Raw genomic sequence first — 21,813 nt, forward strand, 5'->3', positions numbered from 1 at the left:
TCAAAAAAGAAGCCCAAGATGAAATTTCATCTTGGGCTTTTATCAATATAGTTTAAGAATTATTCTGCTCTTAGGATTTTCGCAGCTTCAACCATAGATTCTAAAGCAGCCTTAGTTTCAGGCCAAGCACGTGTTTTCAAACCACAATCAGGGTTAACCCAAAGTTGCTCTGCAGGAACTACTGCTTTTGCTTTGCGCAATAGGTCTACCATCTCGTCTTTGCTTGGTACACGTGGTGAGTGGATATCATATACACCAGGACCAATATCGTTCGGGTATTTGAAATCACCAGCGAAAGCATTCAATAATTTCATTTGTGAACGTGAAGTTTCGATCGTGATAACGTCAGCATCCATTGCTGCGATATCTTCGATCACGTTGTTGAACTCAGAATAACACATGTGTGTGTGGATCTGCGTATCATCTTCTACATTGGATGACGAAACACGGAATGCACGTACAGCCCAGTTCAGGTAATCTTTTTGATCTGCTTTACGCAATGGTAATCCCTCGCGGATAGCTGGCTCATCGATCTGAATGATTTTGATACCTGCTTTTTCCAACGCTTGTACTTCATCCAGGATCGCTAATGCAATTTGGTAAGTCGTTGTTGAGCGCGGTTGGTCGTTACGTACGAAAGACCATTGTAGGATGGTAACAGGGCCAGTCAACATACCTTTAACCGGACGGTTAGTCAATGATTGAGCGTATGAAGACCAACGTACAGTCATATCCTCTGGACGGTATACATCACCATAAATAATCGGAGGTTTTACACAGCGTGAACCGTAGGATTGTACCCAACCGTTTTGTGTGAAAGCGTATCCAGCCAATTGCTCACCGAAGTATTCAACCATGTCGTTACGTTCGAATTCGCCGTGAACCAATACGTCGATATCCAATTGCTCTTGAAGACGGATTGTGTTTTCAGTCTCTTCGGCAATCGCTTTATCATACTCTTCCTGTGTGATCGCTCCTTTTTTCAAATCAGCTCTCCATTTACGCACATCTTTTGTTTGTGGGAAAGATCCGATCGTTGTTGTTGGGAACGCTGGTAAGTTGAATTTAGCCTGTTGCGCTGCTTTACGGTCCGCAAATACAGATGTACGTTTCGCATCATCATCAGTAATGTTGCTTGTACGCTCTTTTACCTCTGGTTTGTGGATCAATGGAGAAGTACGGCGGCTTTCAGCTGCTGCTTTGTTTGCTTCATAACGTTTTGCGGTTTCGCTATCAACTTCACCTTCTGCTAAAACTGCTAGGTCTTTTACCTCTGCTAATTTTTGTTTAGCGAACGCTAACCAGTTTTTCACTTCAGCAGGCAATGATTGCTCATTGTGCTCATTGTCCAAGTCAAAAGGAACGTGCAATAAAGAAGAAGAAGGAGCAATCCAAACGCGGTCTTTTCCTAATGCATCAACTGCCTGTTTGATTTTAACCAACGACTTTTCGTAATCGTTTTTCCAGATGTTACGGCCTTCAACAATACCCAAAGATAATGTCAATGATGCCGGAACTTTAGCTAAAACGGTATCCAATTGGTTTTCGCCACGTACAAGATCCAGGTGTAATGCATGGATCGGTAAGTTAATAGCGATATCTTCGTTGTCTTTTAACGCTTCGAAGTAAGTTGTCGCGATCAATTTGATGTTTTTTGCCGCTGCAGCTAATTTCTCAAATGTAGGTTGGTATAATGCTTTTACTTTTGCGTCTAGATCCAAAGCTAGGAAAGGTTCGTCGATCTGAACATATTGTGCGCCAGCTTCTGCTAACTTAGACAAAATCTGCTCATATACAGGAACCAATTTGTCCAATAGGTCAATACGGTCGAAACCAGCTTCTTTTTCTTTACCGATCAAAAGGTAAGTGATTGGGCCAAGTAATACTGGTTTTGTCTCAATACCCAATGATTTTGCTTCGTTGTATTCGTTTAAGAATTTCTCGGAAGTCAATTTAAATTCTTGATCTTTTGTGAATTCTGGAACCATATAGTGGTAGTTGGTGTCCAACCACTTGGTCATTTCCATTGCAGTTACGTCAATTCCCTCTTGTTGGAAACCGCGCGCCATCGCAAAATATAAGTCTAAGCTGTAGTTGTTGTCTACTTTATTCAATAAAGAATGGTAACGGGCAGGAATTGCACCAACAGTAAGGGTCAAATCCAATACCTGATCGTAAAAAGAGAAGTCGTTGGAAGGGATCAAATCTATTCCAGCATCTTTTTGTGTTTTCCAATTGCCTTCACGAATTTTTTTTGCTGTGTCCAATAATTCCTCAACAGAAGATTTTTTAGCCCAATAGGCCTCATTGGCTTTTTTCAATTCGCGGAACGCGCCCACACGAGGGTAACCTAAATTGTTAGTCAATAACATAATAATGTTTTTAATATTTCTTTTTCAACTATATTTCTTGCTAGAGAGAAGGACACACTAGAATTCGGTGACTTCGGCTTATCATTCCCATGTCAAGTAGGGTAGAATTTAGCACCTTGTCAAGGGACAGGTTGCTAAGGCTTCATCGGGTCTATTCCCTCTGCCTTTCTCTATAAGCGACGCTAAGTTAGCACATTTCTTTTTGATATGCAAATTTTTTATAAAAGTGCATCTATTTTTTGTATTATGCTAAGGATAGAAATGTTTTATTTCTTTCTTTTCATTAGAAAGGAGGGTGGAATAGATCCTAGGTATCCCACCCTCCATGCCTTTAGCTCACCAGGAGTTTGTAACCTTTTCCGTGAACATTGACGATTTCAACCTTACTGTCTTCTTTTAGATATTTACGAAGTTTGCTGAGAAATACATCCATACTTCTTCCGGTGAAATAGTTGTCATCATGCCATATTTTTAACAAAGCTTCTTCACGGGTCAAAACATCATTCTTTTTTAAACAAAGCAGGCGAAGTAGTTCGGCTTCTTTGGTCGAAAGCTTTTGTGTCTGACCTTTATAGGAAATCTGCTGACTTGTATAATCGAAGAAGTAATCTCCAATTTCAAACTTATCTGCGACTACTTCATCCTCTTTGTCCCTGACACTGCGTTTCAGTAAGGCATTGATCCGAAGAAGTAACTCCTCAACACGGAAGGGCTTTGTGATATAATCATCTCCACCTAATTCAAATGCTTCTGTCTTGTCCTCCATCATGCCTTTTGCAGTGGCGAAGATGATCGGTACGGTGCTATTTGTTTTTCTGATCTCACGGCCCACGGTAAATCCGTCTTTTTTGGGCATCATGACATCGAAAATGCATAAATCATAATCATTTTTTTTGAACTGGGAGACAGCTTCGTCTCCATCGGTACAGAGTGTAACGTCAAATTTTCCCTTTAATTCGAGATAGTCCTTTAAAAGATCCCCCAAATTGGGATCATCCTCTGCTAATAATATCTTTTGCATAATGAATCTATTAATTTTCACTAATGTTCCCTGAATATACAAAAAAGGAACGTGTTATTTTTTTAAGGGTAAAATTACTTCAAAGGTTGTGCCCTTATCTTTTTCACTTTTTACGGTGATTCTTCCATTGAGTCTTCTCAAAATATCCTGTACATAACTTAAGCCCAAGCCAAAGCCTTTGACATTGTGAACATTTCCGGTGGGAATACGGTAAAATTGATCAAATATCTTTTGCAAGTGATCCCGGCTCATCCCGATTCCATTGTCGGCAATGGTGATCACAATATTGTCACCAACATTTTTAGAACTGATATTTACATGTAGATCTCCTTTGCTGTACTTAATTGCATTGTCCATTAAGTTGTAGAAAACATTGGAAAAATGCAGTTCATCTCCGACAACGATGTCCTTCGTTGCAGCGAGATCGACACTGAATTTTCCGCCAATGTTCTGCATCCGGAGCTGCATGCTGTCTGTGACAGCGGCAACAAGATCATTGATATGAACATCTTCGCGGTCAAGTTTCAATGTTTCTTTTTCAAGTTTTGCTAAATCTAAAACCCGCTCAATATGGTTTCCGAGGCGAACATTCTCATCGTATATGATGTTGGCCAACTTCTGTACGCGTTTATGGTCGGCATTGATATCAGGATCTTTGAGCGACTCACTGGCGATCATAATCGTGGCCACAGGAGTTTTAAACTCATGGGTCATATTATTGATGAAGTCAGTTTTCATCTCAGAGACCTTCTTTTGCCTGAAGATAATAATAAGCGTATATGCAAAACACCCGACCAATAGGAACAGCAGAGCGAGCATAGGCAACAGCAGATAGCTCATGTTGTCTGCTATGATCGCTTTTTTATTAGGGAAGTAAATGGTCAGTTTTCCCGGTGCGGCCCCAATGTCGCCTTTAAAAAGAGCGGTAGAATACTTTGTGGAATTTTTAGAGCTGTTTAATTCTGCTTCATTTAGAATATTATTTAGCAAAATATTGCTTGTGCTCCATATTTCTATGTTAAATGGTACTTTGATCTCACGTTGGGCCAACTCTTCCTTCAGCAGTTCCTGAACAATAATAATGTTCAACCGGTCTTTAAGTGGTCTTTTAGCGAGCTCCATTCCGATGGCAACATCCTCGATGTAGTCTGCCTTTTTCCCGCCAAGCATAGCCACGGAGTCGTAGACGTTGAAACCCTGACCTGCATTTTTTTTCGATAACTTATTTAATTTGATTTCGAGCTCAAAGATCTTTTGTGATAATTTTGGATCTGATCTTGGAGGGAGTACAAATAGATCTCTTCCTACCAGCCTTTTTAAATCGTCAAAATGGACGACAAGAAACCTTGTGCTGTCGTCTTTAGCTTCAATCCGTGGAATCGGTTTGATCGCATTGACTTCAATTTGCTCTTCATAATAGAGCGGAGTAGAAGTCGGTTTTTTTACAATAGAAATTTCTACGAGATCTTGATATTGTGGTCTTCTTACGTAAGTCTCATAGAACCAATTATCAATATAGATAATATTAGGGTAAAGTCTGTTTAGACGGTCTTCTTGGGTTTTAAATTTTTGATAAACCCGATTTAATTTGCCTCTTAGATCCTCAATCTGGGTCTGGAGCTGGAGCTGCTCCGTGAGCAGCTGCTGTTTGGCCTGTTCCTGTTTGGATTTTTCGATATTACGTTCCTGTTGTACCTTTGCGAAATCCACGACCTCACGGCGTTCGAGTTTTCCCGCTACAGCCGTAAGCGCCGCATTGACCGATTCATCAAAAAGTTGTGATTTTTGACGATAGGAATCTCGTAGAAAATAGAATTGCATAGCCAAAACCCCAATTAGCGCCAAAGACATTAGTCCAATGATTAATACAATACTATTTTTCTTCATGAAATTATGTTTTGTAAATATATGTTCCCACTCGCATCATGAACCTTTTAAATCCTGTGATTCTGAGCCATTCCTACATCCCATCTTCTACTTTACCTGAATTGTTACAAATATAAAGATGCTAGTTCGTTTTGGAGTTGTTTTAACAATGTTTAACAGCAATTGCTTTAGATCTTGGCAATCTTGTTGTAAATTAGGGGTTAAAATAGATTATGTTATGAAAACTTATGTATTATCATTGGCATTATCTTTTACAGTGGGGATTGCCGTTGGCCAGGTTAAGTTGAAGGAGCATCGTCCTCTACTCCAGGATAAACCATCCAAGATGCCCGTCCTTGGGTTAGATACGACATCAGCCAAGTATAAAATGCCTGTCCAGAAATTCAAGAAACTCGATAGTCTAGCGCCAATGCCGGGAACGGAAAAGTCTTCTAAACGAAGGAAATCAGTACAGGATACATCGCGGTTTAAGTTGTTGGAAGATAGCTTGAAAGTGAAGGATTTCAAATTGAAGATTGATTCTCTTTATCCAAAGAAATAAAATTTTTACTGCTTCCTTATACATCAATAGCGATGCAGGAGACTAAAGAGATCCTTTCTGTTGAATGCAAATAAACACAGCGAGTGTGTTGATGGTTTGGCAAAAAAATAGGGATCGTTAAAGGACTGATCGTATCTCAGAAAAAAAGAAAGGCATTCGCGTGAAGTGAATGCCTTTCTTTTTAATGGTCCTGTTTCTTACAGCTGAGAAACACGGATTGTATTTGTTTTACCCTTTTCAATTAGCGGAGTGGATGCCGTATTGATAATAATCGATCCCGGTTTAACGTAATTGTTTTTGACGATAAATTTATTGACATCATGGATAGAGCCATCTGTACTCTCAAATTTGTCGTAGATAAATGTTTTTACACCCCAAAGCAAACTCAATTGTTTCAATAGTTTCTGTGTGCCTGTGAATACCAAGATATCTACATTCGGTCTATAGCTCGTAATTTCAAATGCAGTTGCACCAGAAGAAGTCAAGACAGCAATTGCAGAAGCATTTGTTTTTTGAGCGAGGTAAACTGAGGAAGCACAAATTGCATCTGGAATAAGCGTTCCGTCGTGGATTTCACTAACTTTCTCATTATAATAAGGATAAGAAGTTTGTTCCACGTGGATGATAATCTTACTCATTGTTTCGATTACGATCTCTGGAAACTCACCGACAGAAGTCTCGCCGCTCAGCATCACTGCATCTGCGCCATCCAATACCGAATTGGCAACATCGTTTACTTCCGCACGCGTAGGACGAGGTGTCGTAATCATGCTCTCTAGCATTTGCGTGGCAATAATTACAGGTTTTGAAAGATCTCTACATTTTTGAACGATGATCTTCTGAAGTCCTGGGACCTCTTCCATTGGAAGTTCAACACCCAAGTCACCCCGAGCCACCATGACAGCGTCTGTTGCCTCGATGATTGCATCGATGTTTTCGATTGCTTCCGGCTTCTCTATTTTCGCGATTACACGGGCATGGCTTCCTTTTTCGGCGATGATTTTTTTACATTGTGCAATATCCTCTGCCGAACGAACAAATGACATTGCAATCCAATCAGCACCGTGTTCTAAAGCGAAGTTCAAGTTGTCCAAATCCTCTTCAGTCAATGAAGGAATAGATACTTTGGTGTTTGGTAAGTTTACACCTTTGCGTGAAGTAAGGATACCTCCATGCACCACTTCACATGTAACGGTGTCTTTATGGTTAGTCTCTAAAACACGAAGTTGAAGTTTTCCGTCATCAAGTAATATGATTTCGTTAGCTTCAACATCGTTTGGAAAGTTTTCGTATGTAATGTAGATTCTGTTTTCATCTCCGACCAGTTCATGCGTGGTAATTTCAACTTTCGAACCATTTACGAGAACAGCACCACCTTCTTTCATTTTACCGATCCGAATCTTTGGACCTTGTAAGTCAGCTAAGATGGCAACATTGAATCCGGTTTCATTATTTATTGCATTTATAGTTTCGATTACCTTAAGGTGATCGGCTTGGCTGCCATGAGAGAAATTCAACCGACACACATCAACCCCTTTGGCAATCATGTTGGTCAAAACTTGTTTGTCTGCCGAAGCAGGGCCTAATGTTGCGACAATTTTAGTCCTTTTTTGAACTTTTTCCATCTGTTATTTTGTATTTTTAATGTTCTTCATTTATAACAACAAACAGCAATCTGTATTGTTGTCTTTTGTCAAAACTAAATCGAATTAATTTAGATTTACAGTTAGGTGTATTTGCTACACTAACCTACAGTCTGCTAAAATATGAGATTTTCTTTAGATTTCAATATTTTTGGTGATATTTCTTTTGCAATGACCACTTCGGGTAATTTGCTGATCCTTTTGATTATATGTTCAATATCCTCTTCACAGATGTAATTTTTGATGATGACAAAGAAATCAAAATGGGGGTTTTCGGGGATTAAAAAGGTTCCCTCAATACTTTTGTTGTTAATAAGAAAATATTCAGTATCCGAATCTGGACTAAGGTAATGAAAAGCGGTGAAGTGATAGCTTATTTTTTTCTTAGCGTCAAAGATGATATGATATTCAAGTTCTTCTTCTGATTTATTCTTCGGACGGCCATCATGATCATATTTACTTTCTTTGCCTCTGGAAAAATTCAGGTTTGTCACTTTGTTGATAAAGTGGCAGAGACGATAATCTTTCAGGGGGCAGGTGATGGCGAGTAGGGTGAAATCCAACTCTTCATCCATGTCCATATCTAACCTTGCTACTAACTTATTGACCACTTTGTTCCTAAAATATATGTTCTTCTCCTAACGAAGGTACTAATAATTTTGAGCGGGGAATATACTTTTTATGTAAAATTTGAGTTAATTAGCTGAGCGTTTGGAATACAAAATAATTTTTGTTATACTTGAACTAAGTTAATATAGAGTGGGTTAGCTAGTATAAGACGCGAATAAGTTCGGTCGCCTAACATGGTGACTTTCATCTAAATATCAATTTAGGTTTGAATTTTGATGAAATTTATTTTTCTTTGCACAGATTTATTAAACAATTAAACTATAAAATCATGTCAGATATCGCTTCAAGAGTAAAAGCAATTATCGTTGAAAAATTAGGTGTAGACGAAAACGAAGTAACACCAGAAGCTTCATTCACTAATGATTTAGGTGCTGATTCACTTGACACTGTTGAGTTGATCATGGAGTTTGAAAAAGAATTCAACGTTGCTATTCCTGATGACCAAGCAGAGACTATTGGTACTGTTGGTCAAGCAATCGCTTATTTAGAAAAAAACGTTAACTAACTAATTTAATTAGGCTAATCGTAATAAATGGAGCTTAAAAGAGTAGTAGTAACAGGATTAGGCGCCCTTACACCAATTGGTAATACCGTTCCAGCTTACTGGGAGGCGTTAATAAATGGTGTAAGCGGAGCTGCTCCTATTACGCATTTTGATGCGTCAAAATTCAAAACTCAGTTTGCGTGTGAGGTAAAGGGGTTTGATCCACATGATTTTATGGATCGTAAAGAAGCTCGTAAAGTCGATCCTTTTGTACAGTATGCAATTGCGTCTACTGATGAGGCAATTAAAGATGCTGGCTTAGATTTTGAAAAATTAGATACAAATCGTATCGGAGTGATCTGGGGCTCAGGAATTGGGGGGCTGACAACTTTTACAGAAGAAGTTGCCAACTTTGCAAAGGGAGATGGAACACCACGTTTCAATCCTTTCTTTATTCCTAAGATGCTCGTCGATATCGCTCCAGGACATATTTCAATGCGTCATGGCCTTCGTGGTCCTAACTTTTCAGCAGTATCGGCCTGTGCCTCTGCTACCAATGCAATGATTGATGCTTTCAACTATATTCGTATGGGAAAAGCAGATGTGATTGTTACGGGTGGATCTGAAGCGACGGTCAATGAAGCTGGAATTGGCGGGTTCAACGCTATGCATGCTTTGTCAACAAGAAATGATGATCCCAAAACAGCTTCCCGTCCTTTTGATAAAGATAGAGATGGTTTTGTTTCGGGTGAAGGTTCGGGTGCTTTGATCTTAGAAAGCTTAGAACATGCTTTAGCACGTGGTGCAAAAATCTATGCAGAGGTTGCAGGTGGTGGAATGAGTGCCGATGCGCACCATATCACAGCTTCGCATCCAGAAGGATTGGGCGCTAAACTGGCAATGACAATGGCTGTCAATGATGCAGGTCTGAATTTTTCAGATATTGATTATATCAATGTCCATGGAACATCTACACCGGTCGGCGATATCAGTGAAACGAAAGCTATTGTTGACCTGTTTGGTGAACACGCCTATAAATTGAATATCAGTTCAACGAAATCAATGACTGGACACCTTTTGGGTGCTGCGGGCGCTATCGAAACGATCGCTTCTATTTTAGCTGTGCAAAATGATATTGTCCCTCCGACAATCAATCACTTCACAGATGATCCGGAAATTGATAATAAACTGAATTTTACATTCAACAAAGCGCAAAAACGTACAGTGAATGCGGCGTTGAGTAATACATTTGGATTCGGTGGCCATAATGCTACCGTGATTGTAAAAAAGTATAAAGCTTAATGTTTGATCCTTCAAACATGGTTTGGTAATATGAGCTAGCGACAGGTTCTTTAATTAGAACTTGTCGCCTTATTTTTAGATGAGATGCCTTTTTCAAGGATATACAAGTTATATATTTCGCCGGATCGGGAATATGTTAAAAAACTAAAAAACCTATTGGGTTTTATTCCCGGAAATGTACATTTGTACAAGATGGCATTTAGACATAAGTCTGTTGCAGTAACAATCAAAGAAGGGGCTAAGAACAGTAACGAACGTTTAGAATTTCTGGGCGATGCTGTTTTAGGTTCAGTCGTTGCCGAATTGTTATTCAAGAAATATCCTTATAAAGACGAAGGTTTCCTGACTGAAATGCGTTCCAAAATCGTGAGCCGGGCAAATTTGAACCAGCTTTCCAGAAAATTAGGCTTTAATGAAATGATACAGTTCGATGCCCGGATGATCAGCTTTCCCAATAAGCAGGGCTCTTTATTGGGGGATGCATTTGAGGCGCTGATCGGTGCAGTGTATCTAGACAAAGGTTATGTCTTTACAAAACGCTTTCTCCTGAACCGTATTATTAAACCACATGTCGATATCCAATTACTGGAGCAGACTGAGACTAATTTCAAAAGCCGATTGATCGAATGGTGTCAGCATACGGGTAAAGAAATCCTATTTCAACAAACGGATAATCCGGAGGGAGAATCTTCGAAAATGTTCAGTATCGAAGCTGTTGTAGATGGGGTTGTATGTGGTTTGGGACGTGATTTTAATAAAAAATCAGCGGAAAAATTAGCTGCAGAGAAAGCATGCCAATTCCTCAAGATTCTGGAAGTAGAATAAAGGATTTTTATTCTTTAATTTATTTAGTCCCCGCTAAATATTAACTTTGCCGGATATGGCAACAGTAAAACCTTCCTTGGCGAAAGGAACCCGTGATTTTTCGCCTTCCGAAATGATCAAACGTAATTATATTTTTGACACATTGAAAGCTGTGTTTAAAAAATATGGTTACAATGAAATACAGACGCCTTCATTTGAGAATTTAACGACCCTAACAGGTAAATATGGTGATGAAGGTGATAAATTGATCTTTAAGATCCTTAATTCCGGAGATTATCTGGCAAAAGCCCCAGATGATCTACTTCATGATAAAAATTCAAATAAACTCATTCCACATATTAGTGAAAAAGCATTGCGATATGATCTAACGGTGCCTTTTGCACGTTACGTGGTGATGCACCAAAACGATATTTCCCTACCGTTTAAGCGTTTTCAGGTACAGCCTGTCTGGCGCGCAGACCGCCCGCAAAGAGGTCGTTACCGTGAATTTTACCAATGCGATGTTGACGTGGTAGGTTCAGAAAGCCTATTAAACGAAGCAGAGTTTATTCTGATTTATCAAGAGGCTTTCGAGCGTTTTGGGCTGAAAGATTTTAATATCAAAATCAACAACCGGAAGATCCTCTCCGGCATTGCCGAAATTATCGGAAAGCCAGAACTTATTGTGGATATGACTGTCGCCATTGATAAATTGGATAAAATCGGATTAGACGGTGTCAATAAAGAATTGTTGGAAAGAGGTTTTACCGAAGCTGATCTGGATGTATTGAAACCAATTATCTTATTGGAGGGGTCAAATGAAGAAAAGCTGGCATCGTTAAGATCTATCTTGGCGGACTCTTCGGTCGGTTTAAAAGGTATTGCTGAAATAGAGGAAGTTTTCGATTATATTACCAAGTTGAGCGGCGACACGGATCTATTGACCCGTATTCTTGATCTGGACATTACGTTGGCACGCGGTCTTAATTATTATACAGGCTGTATTTTTGAGGTAAAGACAAATGAAGTCGCGATGGGCAGCATCGGTGGCGGTGGACGCTACGATGACCTCACAGGAATGTTCGGATTGAAGGACCTGACAGGGGTGGGGGTGTCATTCGGTGCTGATCGTATATACGACGTTTTGGAAGAGCTAAATTTATTCCCGGCAAATAAAGCGGATTCTACCAAGCTATTGATCATCAATTTTGATAAACAACTTGAAGGCTATACACTTGCTTTGCTCAATAAACTGCGTAAGGAAAATATCGCCTCAGAACTGTATGCTGCTCCGGTGAAGTTGAAAAAGCAGATGGGATACGCAGATGGAAAGGGAATACCTTATGTATTATTGGTTGGAGAGGAAGAGGTTTCCTCAGGTCAACTGTCCCTTAAAGATATGGAAAGTGGGGAGCAGGTGAAGGTTACCGAAAGTGAGCTTATCCAAAAACTTCGCTAGCAAACAATTTCTATAAAATAGATTAAGCCAAATGATTATTAGGTCGTTTGGCTTTTTTATTTTCATAAGTTTTTGATTTATTTGATTGTGCCTTTCATTTATTTGTTGAAAAATGCTATATACTTTAAATCAAATGTCTTAGAAGTGTCTTAAAGTGTAAATAAAATTGATTTTTGACCAAGGAAATTCATCCAAAATTATTAGATTTGTAGTCTAGAATTGTAAGAAAATCAAAACTTTGAAATGAGTTCAACACCTATAACAAAAGAGACATATTTGGAGTGGTATAAGTCGATGTTACTTATGCGTAAGTTTGAAGAAAAAGCAGGTCAACTTTACGGACAGCAAAAGATTCGTGGTTTCTGTCACTTGTACATAGGACAAGAGGCTGTAGTCGCTGGAACGATGTCGGTTATCAAACCTGAAGATTCTTTAATCACTGCTTATCGTGATCACGCTCACGCTTTGGCTAAAGGCGTTTCTGCAAATGCTTGTATGGCAGAATTGTATGGAAAGATCACTGGTTGCTCAAAAGGTAAAGGAGGCTCTATGCACTTCTTTTCTAAAGAGCATAAATTCATGGGTGGCCATGGTATTGTCGGTGGTCAGATTCCTTTAGGTGCTGGTATCGCTTTTGCTGAGAAATATCTTGGTACAGATAATGTAAACATCTGTTATATGGGCGATGGAGCTGTACGTCAAGGTGCATTCAATGAAACGTTGAACATGGCGATGTTATGGAAACTTCCAGTGATCTTCGTGTGTGAAAACAACGGTTATGCAATGGGTACTTCTGTACAACGTACAACGAACATGCAGGATATTTACAAAATGGGATTAGGTTTTGATATGCCTTCTGCTCCGGTAGATGGAATGGATGTAGTCGCTGTACACAATGCAATGGATGAAGCTGTTCAACGTGCGCGTGCTGGTGAAGGTCCTACATTCTTGGAAATCCGTACATACCGTTATAAAGGACACTCCATGTCTGACCCCGCGAAATATCGTACAAAAGAAGAATTAGAAGCTTATAAAGACCGTGATCCATTGTTGTCTACGAAACACGCTATTTTGGAAAACAACTATGCAGACGAAGCTTGGTTTGCTGAGGTTGAAGCTGACGTGAAAAAAGTAGTTGATGAGTCCGTAAAATTTGCAGAGGAATCTCCTTATCCAACTGCAGATGAATTGTACAAAGATGTTTACGTACAACAAGACTATCCATTTATTTTAGATTAATACTCTTTAACTTGATAATATAATACAGAATGGCTGAAGTAGTAAGAATGCCCAAAATGAGCGACACAATGACCGAAGGGGTCATCGCAAAATGGCACAAAAATGTTGGTGATAAAGTAAATTCTGGTGATTTAGTGGCTGAAATTGAAACAGATAAAGCTACAATGGACTTCGAGTCCTACCAAGAAGGTACTCTTTTATATATTGGCCCGAAAGAAGGTGAAGCAGTAGCGATTGATGCTGTTATTGCTGTTTTGGGTGAACCAGGTGAAGATTTTCAGGCTTTATTGAATGGTGATGCTCCTGCAGCTGAAAAAGCACCGGAAAAAACTGAAGAAAAGAAAGAAGAAGTTTCTGCTCCGGCAGAATCTTCGGCTAGCACGGTCACTCCTGAGGAATTGGGATGTACGGTGATCACAATGCCATTGTTGAGCGACACCATGAAAGAAGGTGTTATTGCGCAATGGAATTTCAAAGTTGGTGATACGATCAAATCGGATGATGCTATCGCTGATGTAGAAACAGACAAAGCGACAATGGAAGTCACAGCTTATGCTGATGGTACATTGCTATATGTCGGTCTTGAAGCTGGGGAAGCTGCGAAAGTAAATGATATTATTGCTATCGTTGGCCCTGCCGGAACCGATATTACTCCTTTATTAAATCAAAAATCTGCTCCTGCAAAAGCAGAAACTGCAGAAGCGCCTAAAGCTGATTCAGCTCCAGCTGCAACTGCTGCACCGGTAGCATCCGCTTCAAACGATGATGCCCGTGTAAAAGCTTCTCCGTTAGCGCGTAAAATTGCTAAAGAAAAAGGAATCAACTTGAGCGATATCAAGGGATCAGCAGATGGTGGGCGTATCGTGAAAAAAGATGTTGAATCCTTTGTTCCGGCTGCTACTAAACCTGCTGAAACTTCAGCTGCAGCGGCTCCTGCGACGGAAACAAAAGCAATCACTTTACCTACATATGTTGGTGAAGAACGTTATACAGAGAAACCTGTCAACCAAATGCGCAAAACAATTGCGCGTCGTTTGGGTGAATCATTGTTTACTGCACCGCACTTCTATTTGACAGTGTCTATCGATATGGATAATGCTATGGTGGCGCGCGCTCAAATCAATGAGGTTGCTCCTGTAAAAGTGTCATTCAATGATATCGTGGTAAAAGCTGTTGCAGTGGCGTTGAAAAAACACCCTGCAGTGAATTCATCTTGGCAAGGAGACAAAATACGTTTCAACGAACATACTAACATCGGTGTAGCAATGGCTGTTGAAGATGGTTTATTGGTTCCTGTCGTACGTTTCGCAGATGGTAAGTCATTATCACACATCTCTGCTGAGGTGAAAGATTTCGCACAGAAAGCGAAAGCTAAAAAATTACAACCAGCGGATTGGGAAGGTTCTACTTTCACTGTGTCCAACTTGGGTATGTTTGGTATCGATGAGTTTACATCTATCATTAACTCTCCTGATGGAGCTATTCTTTCAGTAGGAGCTATCCAAGCTGTTCCTGTTGTGAAAAATGGTGCGGTGGTTCCTGGTAACGTAATGAAGGTGACTTTAGGCTGTGACCACCGTGTGGTAGATGGCGCAACAGGTGCTGCATTTTTACAGACTTTAAAAGCATTGGTCGAAAATCCAGTTAGATTACTAGCATAGATTCTACAAGCCAATAAAATATTAGCCACTTTAGTAATAAAGTGGCTTTTTTTTGCTCTAAAAATTCGTTTTTTTATACTAAAATCTTCATTTTAGCATTATTATCTTTAAGTCCGGTTCTTTATTGAAAATCAAAAAGATTACACATTAATCAAAGTTAGAATGGGATAATTACGATGTGAAAGCTTTTAGTTCATGAGGTACAGAAAGGCCATAAAGAGAGGACAAACACAACACAAAAAATCCAGGAGAAGCAATACGTGAAATTATTTTTTTTAAAGGGAATGGCAGCTCTTTTGTTCGTATCTACAATTGCTTGTAGTTCAAAAGAGAAAAAACAAAAAGAAGCGGCGATAGCGCAGGCGAAAATAGATAGTACAAGACTCATTTACAACCCTCAGGATGCAGATCAAAAGATCGACGCCTTTATGAAAAACTTACATTCAAAGGCTGCATTCAACGGAAATGTATTGATTGCCAAGGATGGTAAAATTTTATATCAAAATACTTTCGGCTGGGCCAACTACCTAAAGCGGGATAGCCTGGAAATCGATGATAAATTTGAATTGGCTTCCGTCACCAAACCCATAACGGCGGTAGGTGTATTGAAGCTTGTTGAAGCTGGAAAATTACGCTTGGATCAGACTATTAATGATTTTTATCCGGATTTTCCGTATCCGGGTATCACCATTAAAATGTTATTGACTCATCGCTCGGGCTTGCCCAACTATGTCTATTTTTCGGAGAAGCATTGGCCTGACCGCAAAAAGGGAATGACCAATCAAGATGTTATGAAAATGCTGACGGAATTTAAGCCGAACAGATACGGGGCTCCGGGGGGACGATTTTTCTATAATAACTCCAACTTTATGGTGCTAGGAGCTATTATCGAAAAGGTGACGAAGCAAGATTATGCAGTATATATGAAAGATAGTGTTTTTAATGTTGCAGGCATGACCAACACCGCTGCATTATCAAAAGCTGTCTACGATAAAATCCCTACAAATGTCATCGGTCACGATAAGGTGTGGCGGAGGTCTGTCGTACAGAACTTTCAGGATGGACCATTGGGCGACAAAGGGGTGTATAGTACAGTACGTGACCTCTATCGATTTGACCTCGCATTGCGAGATGGTCGATTGTTGAAGCAATCGACTTTGGATTCAGCATATCGCGGTTATCCCGACGCCAAAAAAGGGATTTTTAGCTATGGTTATGGATGGAGAACCTTTGAACATGGAAACGACCATATCGTTTATCATACGGGATGGTGGCACGGTTTTCGTCACATCTATGTACGCGATCTGAAAAGAAATATTGTGATTGTCTTACTTTCAAATATGACAAATGGTAGCTTGGTGAAATTGGATGAGCTTTATAAAATTTTAGGAATGCCAGTTTTACGTAAAAATGCCTACAGCTCCCATGGCGATTTTATTATTGATGAATAGATCAATTCGCTTCATCAATGAGAAAGTGTAAATAGGGCGCATACACGAAGGGACAGAATTTAAGAATTCATATTGACGAAAACTATATAAATACATAAAGTTGCGTAATAGATGAACAAATAATAAGTATTAGGATGAAAAAGACATTAATCTTAGGTGCCAGTACGAATCCTTCGCGGTATTCAAATAAAGCTGCGAATATGCTCCGTAAGCATGGACACGACATTGTTAATATCGGTCTGAGCGGTGGAGAAGCTGCAGGTGTTACTATTGAAACAAAAGGTGAAGTGCATACCGATATTGATACCATAACCATGTATCTTGGCGAGCAGAATCAGAAAGGGTATTATGACTATATACTGGCAACAAAGCCAAAGCGTATTATCTTTAATCCGGGGGCGGAGAATGCTGAACTGGAGCGCTTGGCTATGGAAAATGGGATAAAAACCGAAAGAGCCTGTACTCTGGTCTTATTGAGTACAGGTCAGTTTTAAATTTTGGACTTCTGGAGTAATTCGACAGACAGATACTTTGTAATAAAATAGTTTGTCAAACCGATTGTATTACTGTCCAGATTCAGGCTGGAAACTTTTATATCGCAATGCTCTTTTAAGATAGCCATTGTGTATGAATTGATGGCCTGTTGTATCGGGATCGTAATGAGTTCATTGGCTTTGGCGATTTTACCCCCCAGCACAATGAGTTCTGGATTGAGCAGTTGGATCAAAGAGGCAAATGCTTTGCCTAGATTTGTTCCCAATTTAGAAATTTGATTGATGGCAAACTGATCCCCTTTATTGGCCGCTTCGATCACATGTGTCGGTGTGAGGTGATCTAACTCTTCCTTCTGTAATTCATTGAGTTTGGTCAATTCACCTTTTTGGATTTCCTGTTTTGCATTGTTGACCAAAGCAATTCCTGAAGCCACCGTTTCAAGACAGCCTCTTTTACCACAATAACACAATTCGCCGTTATCGATGAATGGCATATGGCCCACTTCCCCGGAATAACCATCGCGGCCGAGATAAACTTCGCCATTTGAAACTATTCCAAGACCTATCCCCCAATCCATTAAAATAATGAGACTATTCCGGGTGTTTTTGGCAAGGCCAAATTTCAGTTCGGCATAGGCAGCTCCCTTTACGTCATTGAGTATATAAACAGGTTTTCTGTATTTGGTTTCGAAAAATGCTGTAATAGATTGGGAAGCGTCATGCAAAAACGTTTCATTGGTTCCTTCCTCCGCATTGATCAGACCCGGCATACTAATGATCAGCCCGGTTAAATTTTCGGTGTCCACTGATTTCTCCAGCAGATATTGATCGATAATCTGCGTAATATCATGGAGGTTGTCTGCATTGCGTGAAAGCTCATTGTCCAGTTCTACTGTTTCAGCAACTACATTTTGATTGTTGTCCATGATACTCAATGTGATGGAAAAGCGCTGTAGTTCGATGCATAGGACTTGAAACAGTCCATCACACAGGCGATATAGGTTTGGTTTGCGACCACCGATAGATTCTCCCTTGTCAAATTGAAGAACAATATTGTCCTCCAATAGCTCCGCAATCAAGCTGTTGACTGTAGGAAGGCTTAGGGATAGGTTTTTTACAATGTCGTTTACTGATACAGATCCTAATTCGGCGATTAATTTGATAATAGAAAGTTTATTGAACAGATTTTTCTTTTCGGGTTTACTGTCCAATTTTTTGTTAATCAGTAAGTTTACGGCTTTTGTCATAAAACATCATATTTTGAATTAGAATCCTAGCGCTTTAATTTAATAAAAGTTTTGGAATCATTCGGTTATTTTCTCACTTGTCAAACAAGCCGGTCTTTTAGAAAAAAGGGGATAAGATACCTTATCCCCTCTCTTTTACGCTTCATAAGACTATTTGAGTCTTTTTACGCGGATATCTTTGAAGAATACTTCTGTTCCGTGTCCCAAGAAACCGATATGGCCACTTGTACGTTTTAAACCTGGGTGCTCTTTACCATCCAGCGTTCCGTTTTTACTCGCTTCGGCAATATCAGCATCGACAATGACGGTGCCATTCAAGGTCACTTTCACACGGTTGCCTTTTACATAGATTTCTTCGGAGTTCCACTCGCCCAAAGGTTTTAGATAACCTCTTTTTGCTGTTACCACGCCATAGATCGAACCATGATATTGATAAGGTTTTAGATCTTTATAGACATCGGCATCATTATCAAGCACCTGGATCTCCATGGCTTCATAAGCCGCGTCGCCTTCTAATGGGGCACGTATTCCGACTCCATTATTAGCTCCTGGAGTCAATTTGAAGTCGAAACGATATACAAAGTCCGAGTACTCTTCTTTTGTATAGAGGTTCCCGCCAAATTTAGCATTAGGGTATACCCAGATATAACCTTCATCATTAACGATATAAGCTTTGTTCTCAGTCCATTTGTCTAGGTTTGTTCCGTCAAATAGCACCTCAAAACCTTCTTTTTTCTCCTGATCGCTCATTTTAAAGATCTGTTTTCTAGGAAATTCTTTGATGAAGAGATCTCTATAATATACAACAGAACCGTGAGCTTGAAGTTCGATCTGTTCAGTAGGGAAAATAGATTGGTTTCTGTCCCAATAATTTTCTAACGGAATATTATCTGTGACCAGTTGTCCATTTAACCAAACTGTGACTTTATCGTCGACCATTTTGATTTTAAACGTATTCCATTCACCTGTGGCGTTGTCAGCAACCTTGAGCGGTTTGCTTTCATTTTTCTGGTTGTTATATAATCCACCGGAGCCAACTTGGGCACCAACTCTGGTATTGGCAATATCCCAAATTTGTACTTGCGGAGTACCTCTCAAGTAAATACCGGCATCACCGTCTACACCGCCATAGTTCTCCAATTTCCAATCTACAAGCATCTCAAAATCTCCGTATTGCTTTATTGTAGCCAGATTATCTCCTTTACCACTAAAAACGATCTCTCCATTTGAAACAGACCAACCTTTACGCATGATCTCGTCTGCTTTCGCTTGTTCGGCTGCTAAAGTTTTGGTATTCATTTTACTACGTTTGATCGGATCAGCAACTAAACCCTTCCAGCCGCTAAGATCCTTGCCGTTGAAAAGCGATACATAACCTTCTTTTATTGGCATCTCAGAAAGATAACGCACAACTGCTTCTTTCAAGTACCCACTTTCGCTACCGGACAGTTTACCGATGACCTGTTCTAGGACTTCTCTAACTTTACTGCCATAATATTTATTGTCCATGGCAATATTCATGGCTGTATTTGCAGCGGCTTCTCCCAGCTGTGAATCAGCCATTTTATCCGCGGCAAAAATGAAGGCTTGATAGGTTCCTGTTGGCTGAAGAGCTGATAGTGCAGCTTTCTTCTGTTCCACAGTTTTTGCAACACGAAATGCATCGCGCAATAGAAGCGTTTTTTGATCTGCTGTATTAGCCGAAGATGAAATGGATTTGATTAATCCTCTGTACACCGTGCTGAATAGGTTGTCATCTTTTTCCGTTCTTGATAGAGCTATCAATTCAGGAAGGGCATTCGCAGATGACCAGCTAGACAATGAGGTAATGGCTGCAGCCCTTAACTCCGGATTATTATTATTCACGTAATTGCTGACTGCTTTTAAGGATTGATCATCACCGAGTCCAGCAAAAATAGGAAAATACTTTGAAGCGCTAGGAGCTGCCGATTTTGAAATATTGGCAGCTAGTTTTTCTGTTAGCCCTTTTGCATTGGAGCTTGATTGAACAACATTGACAATCGCCTTTTGCAACAGCTTCGCGGAGTTTGGATCAGAGGTTGTATTCAACCTATTGAAAAGTTCTTCAAGGTCGGATTCCTGAGCAACATTCGGTAATGCCTTATTTATTGCTTCTGCTACTGTCGGATTTGTTGTTTTGATCGCCAGAACAGCTTTGGAAGAAGCATTATTGGAGCGTTTGCTCAATATATCCAGTAGCTGAACTTTTTTATTGTCATCAACAGATGCGAGAGCAGTATTGACATCATTGATCACATTTGCATCCTTTGAAGAGAGGATAAGTGCCTTAACAGAATTGTTGAATTCTTGATCCGTGTCGAAGGCTTGTATTAAGGCATTGGTCTCTTTGCCTTGGGAAAGCGTATTGATAGCACTTAATCCTGCTAATTTTGTTACCGGTGAAGTTGTTTTACCGACCAAGGCCTGAATTGCATTTAAACTACTTGCCGATCCATTATGTGCAAGGTAGTTGAGGACACTTTCCTGTACTTCCGGAGTACCTTTACTTGCTAGGGCGAGTAGGCTTTTAGCATCACCACCTTTTCCGTACTTTCCAAGCAGTTGTAATGCAAGGTTTCGGTATGCACCATTGTCGCTTTTTACAGCAGACAGAAGATTTTTCTTTTGTTTATTTGGATCGATGGCTGCCAATAATTTCAATGAAGCAAATTGGCCGTTAATGGATTTTGCTTTTTGTGATTCCTGGAAGAATTTATTCAGGAATTTGACCGCATCCTGCTCATGTTTATTGTCGATCAGCGATTGCGCGTAATCAATACCTAGGCCTACAGCGTCAAATTTATCGTAGCTATACGCCGCATCGTTTAATTTATTTTGAAATAAAGGCGCCGAAGCTGTACCGCCAATTTTACTCAGAGCGATCAACGCTGTACGTTGGAAAGCATCTGAACTATATTTTTGGGTTAAATTCAAAATCGCAGTTTCGGCATTTGCAACCTTTAGATCACCTAATGCTGTAACAAGAGCGATTGCAGTTTTTTCGGTCGTAGAAGCTGCTAATGCCTTTTCTAGGGCCGCAACAGACTCGTTGGTACCGATAGATACCAAAGTTCTTGCTGCAGCATCAGCTAGGCCATCGTTCGTTAGACAATTCGCGACAGCTGGAATTGCGGTGTTATCCGCGCATTGACGTAGCAATCGTAGAGCAAAAACCTGATTTGTAGGCTCACTCAGTTGTGCGATGGATTTTGCCAGGCCTTCAACAAATACTTTTTTTTGCTGCTCTTTTCCTGGTTGATTAACATAAAAAGAATAGCTATTGGCTGCAAATTCAATAGGCGCATTATTACTTCCGGGAGCTTTTAGGCCTTTTAGGAACGCAACGATGTCATCGGAAGTAAATCCTTCCAGCTCATGCATGGCGAGTAGAAACTTTTCTTTTTCCTCCGCCGGTTGTTGGGCGAGCACGTCAGCTATTTTGGTAGCTGTAGTTCTATTTTGTGGTTGCTGGGCATATGAGGCACTCGAGATGAGGAGTAATACGGCCAGCGAATTAAATATCTTTTTCATTGAGATTTTTATCTTTTATCAGCATG

General features: G+C 40.0%; 16 protein-coding genes and 1 riboswitch. Of the genes, 9 read left to right on the forward strand and 7 right to left on the reverse strand.

The features are described from left to right. Window positions 1–59: 59 nt before the first annotated feature. The 3 genes from metE to ACK8HY_RS19515 form a co-directional block, all read right to left on the reverse strand. Complete coding sequence (gene metE, locus ACK8HY_RS19505) at window positions 60–2,372, reverse strand: 5-methyltetrahydropteroyltriglutamate--homocysteine S-methyltransferase (RefSeq protein WP_416134542.1); 2,313 nt, start codon at window positions 2,370–2,372, stop codon at window positions 60–62. A 75-nt stretch (window positions 2,373–2,447) separates the two neighbouring features. After that, a riboswitch (SAM riboswitch) is annotated at window positions 2,448–2,551 on the reverse strand. Between the two features lie 152 nt (window positions 2,552–2,703). After that, window positions 2,704–3,393: a response regulator transcription factor gene (locus ACK8HY_RS19510; protein WP_343565007.1), complete on the reverse strand. Its 690-nt coding sequence runs from the start codon at window positions 3,391–3,393 to the stop codon at window positions 2,704–2,706. A 54-nt stretch (window positions 3,394–3,447) separates the two neighbouring features. Next, window positions 3,448–5,280 (reverse strand): sensor histidine kinase, encoded by a 1,833-nt coding sequence (locus ACK8HY_RS19515; RefSeq protein WP_416134543.1) that lies wholly within the window; start codon window positions 5,278–5,280, stop codon window positions 3,448–3,450. Between the two features lie 217 nt (window positions 5,281–5,497). On the opposite strand from ACK8HY_RS19515, the gene ACK8HY_RS19520 reads away from it, so the two are divergent. Then, the gene (locus tag ACK8HY_RS19520; protein ID WP_139351223.1) at window positions 5,498–5,821 is read left to right on the forward strand and encodes a hypothetical protein; all 324 of its coding nucleotides are present in this window, start codon (window positions 5,498–5,500) and stop codon (window positions 5,819–5,821) included. A 197-nt stretch (window positions 5,822–6,018) separates the two neighbouring features. On the opposite strand, the gene pyk is transcribed toward ACK8HY_RS19520, so the two are convergent. After that, a complete protein-coding gene (pyk, locus tag ACK8HY_RS19525; protein WP_077438149.1) occupies window positions 6,019–7,446 on the reverse strand; it encodes a pyruvate kinase in 1,428 nt (475 codons plus the stop codon). Between the two features lie 134 nt (window positions 7,447–7,580). Then, the gene (locus ACK8HY_RS19530; protein ID WP_254846284.1) at window positions 7,581–8,075 is read right to left on the reverse strand and encodes an IPExxxVDY family protein; all 495 of its coding nucleotides are present in this window, start codon (window positions 8,073–8,075) and stop codon (window positions 7,581–7,583) included. A 287-nt stretch (window positions 8,076–8,362) separates the two neighbouring features. Between ACK8HY_RS19530 and ACK8HY_RS19535 the strand changes: the two genes are divergently transcribed. From ACK8HY_RS19535 to ACK8HY_RS19570, 8 genes are all read left to right on the forward strand, one after another. Further along, a complete protein-coding gene (locus ACK8HY_RS19535) occupies window positions 8,363–8,599 on the forward strand; it encodes an acyl carrier protein (protein ID WP_028070665.1) in 237 nt (78 codons plus the stop codon). Between the two features lie 27 nt (window positions 8,600–8,626). Beyond that, window positions 8,627–9,880 carry a beta-ketoacyl-ACP synthase II gene (gene fabF / locus ACK8HY_RS19540; RefSeq protein ID WP_077438147.1) on the forward strand — a complete coding sequence of 418 codons (1,254 nt, stop codon included), beginning with the start codon at window positions 8,627–8,629 and terminating at the stop codon, window positions 9,878–9,880. 84 nt (window positions 9,881–9,964) lie between these two features. Then, the gene (gene rnc / locus ACK8HY_RS19545; protein WP_416134544.1) at window positions 9,965–10,705 is read left to right on the forward strand and encodes a ribonuclease III; all 741 of its coding nucleotides are present in this window, start codon (window positions 9,965–9,967) and stop codon (window positions 10,703–10,705) included. A 55-nt stretch (window positions 10,706–10,760) separates the two neighbouring features. After that, window positions 10,761–12,143 carry a histidine--tRNA ligase gene (gene hisS, locus ACK8HY_RS19550; RefSeq protein WP_416134545.1) on the forward strand — a complete coding sequence of 461 codons (1,383 nt, stop codon included), beginning with the start codon at window positions 10,761–10,763 and terminating at the stop codon, window positions 12,141–12,143. 243 nt (window positions 12,144–12,386) lie between these two features. Beyond that, window positions 12,387–13,382 carry a pyruvate dehydrogenase (acetyl-transferring) E1 component subunit alpha gene (gene pdhA / locus ACK8HY_RS19555; RefSeq protein ID WP_077438144.1) on the forward strand — a complete coding sequence of 332 codons (996 nt, stop codon included), beginning with the start codon at window positions 12,387–12,389 and terminating at the stop codon, window positions 13,380–13,382. A 29-nt stretch (window positions 13,383–13,411) separates the two neighbouring features. Further along, the gene (locus tag ACK8HY_RS19560) at window positions 13,412–15,043 is read left to right on the forward strand and encodes a 2-oxo acid dehydrogenase subunit E2 (protein ID WP_416134546.1); all 1,632 of its coding nucleotides are present in this window, start codon (window positions 13,412–13,414) and stop codon (window positions 15,041–15,043) included. Between the two features lie 284 nt (window positions 15,044–15,327). Beyond that, the gene (locus ACK8HY_RS19565) at window positions 15,328–16,494 is read left to right on the forward strand and encodes a serine hydrolase domain-containing protein (RefSeq protein WP_139351222.1); all 1,167 of its coding nucleotides are present in this window, start codon (window positions 15,328–15,330) and stop codon (window positions 16,492–16,494) included. Between the two features lie 134 nt (window positions 16,495–16,628). Then, window positions 16,629–16,988 carry a CoA-binding protein gene (locus ACK8HY_RS19570; RefSeq protein ID WP_077438141.1) on the forward strand — a complete coding sequence of 120 codons (360 nt, stop codon included), beginning with the start codon at window positions 16,629–16,631 and terminating at the stop codon, window positions 16,986–16,988. Here the strand turns inward: ACK8HY_RS19570 and ACK8HY_RS19575 are convergent. Both ACK8HY_RS19575 and ACK8HY_RS19580 read right to left on the reverse strand, forming a co-directional pair. Then, window positions 16,985–18,235 carry an ROK family protein gene (locus ACK8HY_RS19575; RefSeq protein ID WP_077438140.1) on the reverse strand — a complete coding sequence of 417 codons (1,251 nt, stop codon included), beginning with the start codon at window positions 18,233–18,235 and terminating at the stop codon, window positions 16,985–16,987. The genes ACK8HY_RS19570 and ACK8HY_RS19575 overlap by 4 nt on opposite strands. Window positions 18,236–18,385: 150 nt before the next feature. Continuing rightward, complete coding sequence (locus ACK8HY_RS19580) at window positions 18,386–21,787, reverse strand: family 16 glycoside hydrolase (protein WP_416134547.1); 3,402 nt, start codon at window positions 21,785–21,787, stop codon at window positions 18,386–18,388. Window positions 21,788–21,813 lie beyond the last annotated feature (26 nt).

This window comes from Sphingobacterium sp. NGMCC 1.201703 (assembly GCF_047784615.1).
GTDB lineage: Bacteria > Bacteroidota > Bacteroidia > Sphingobacteriales > Sphingobacteriaceae > Sphingobacterium.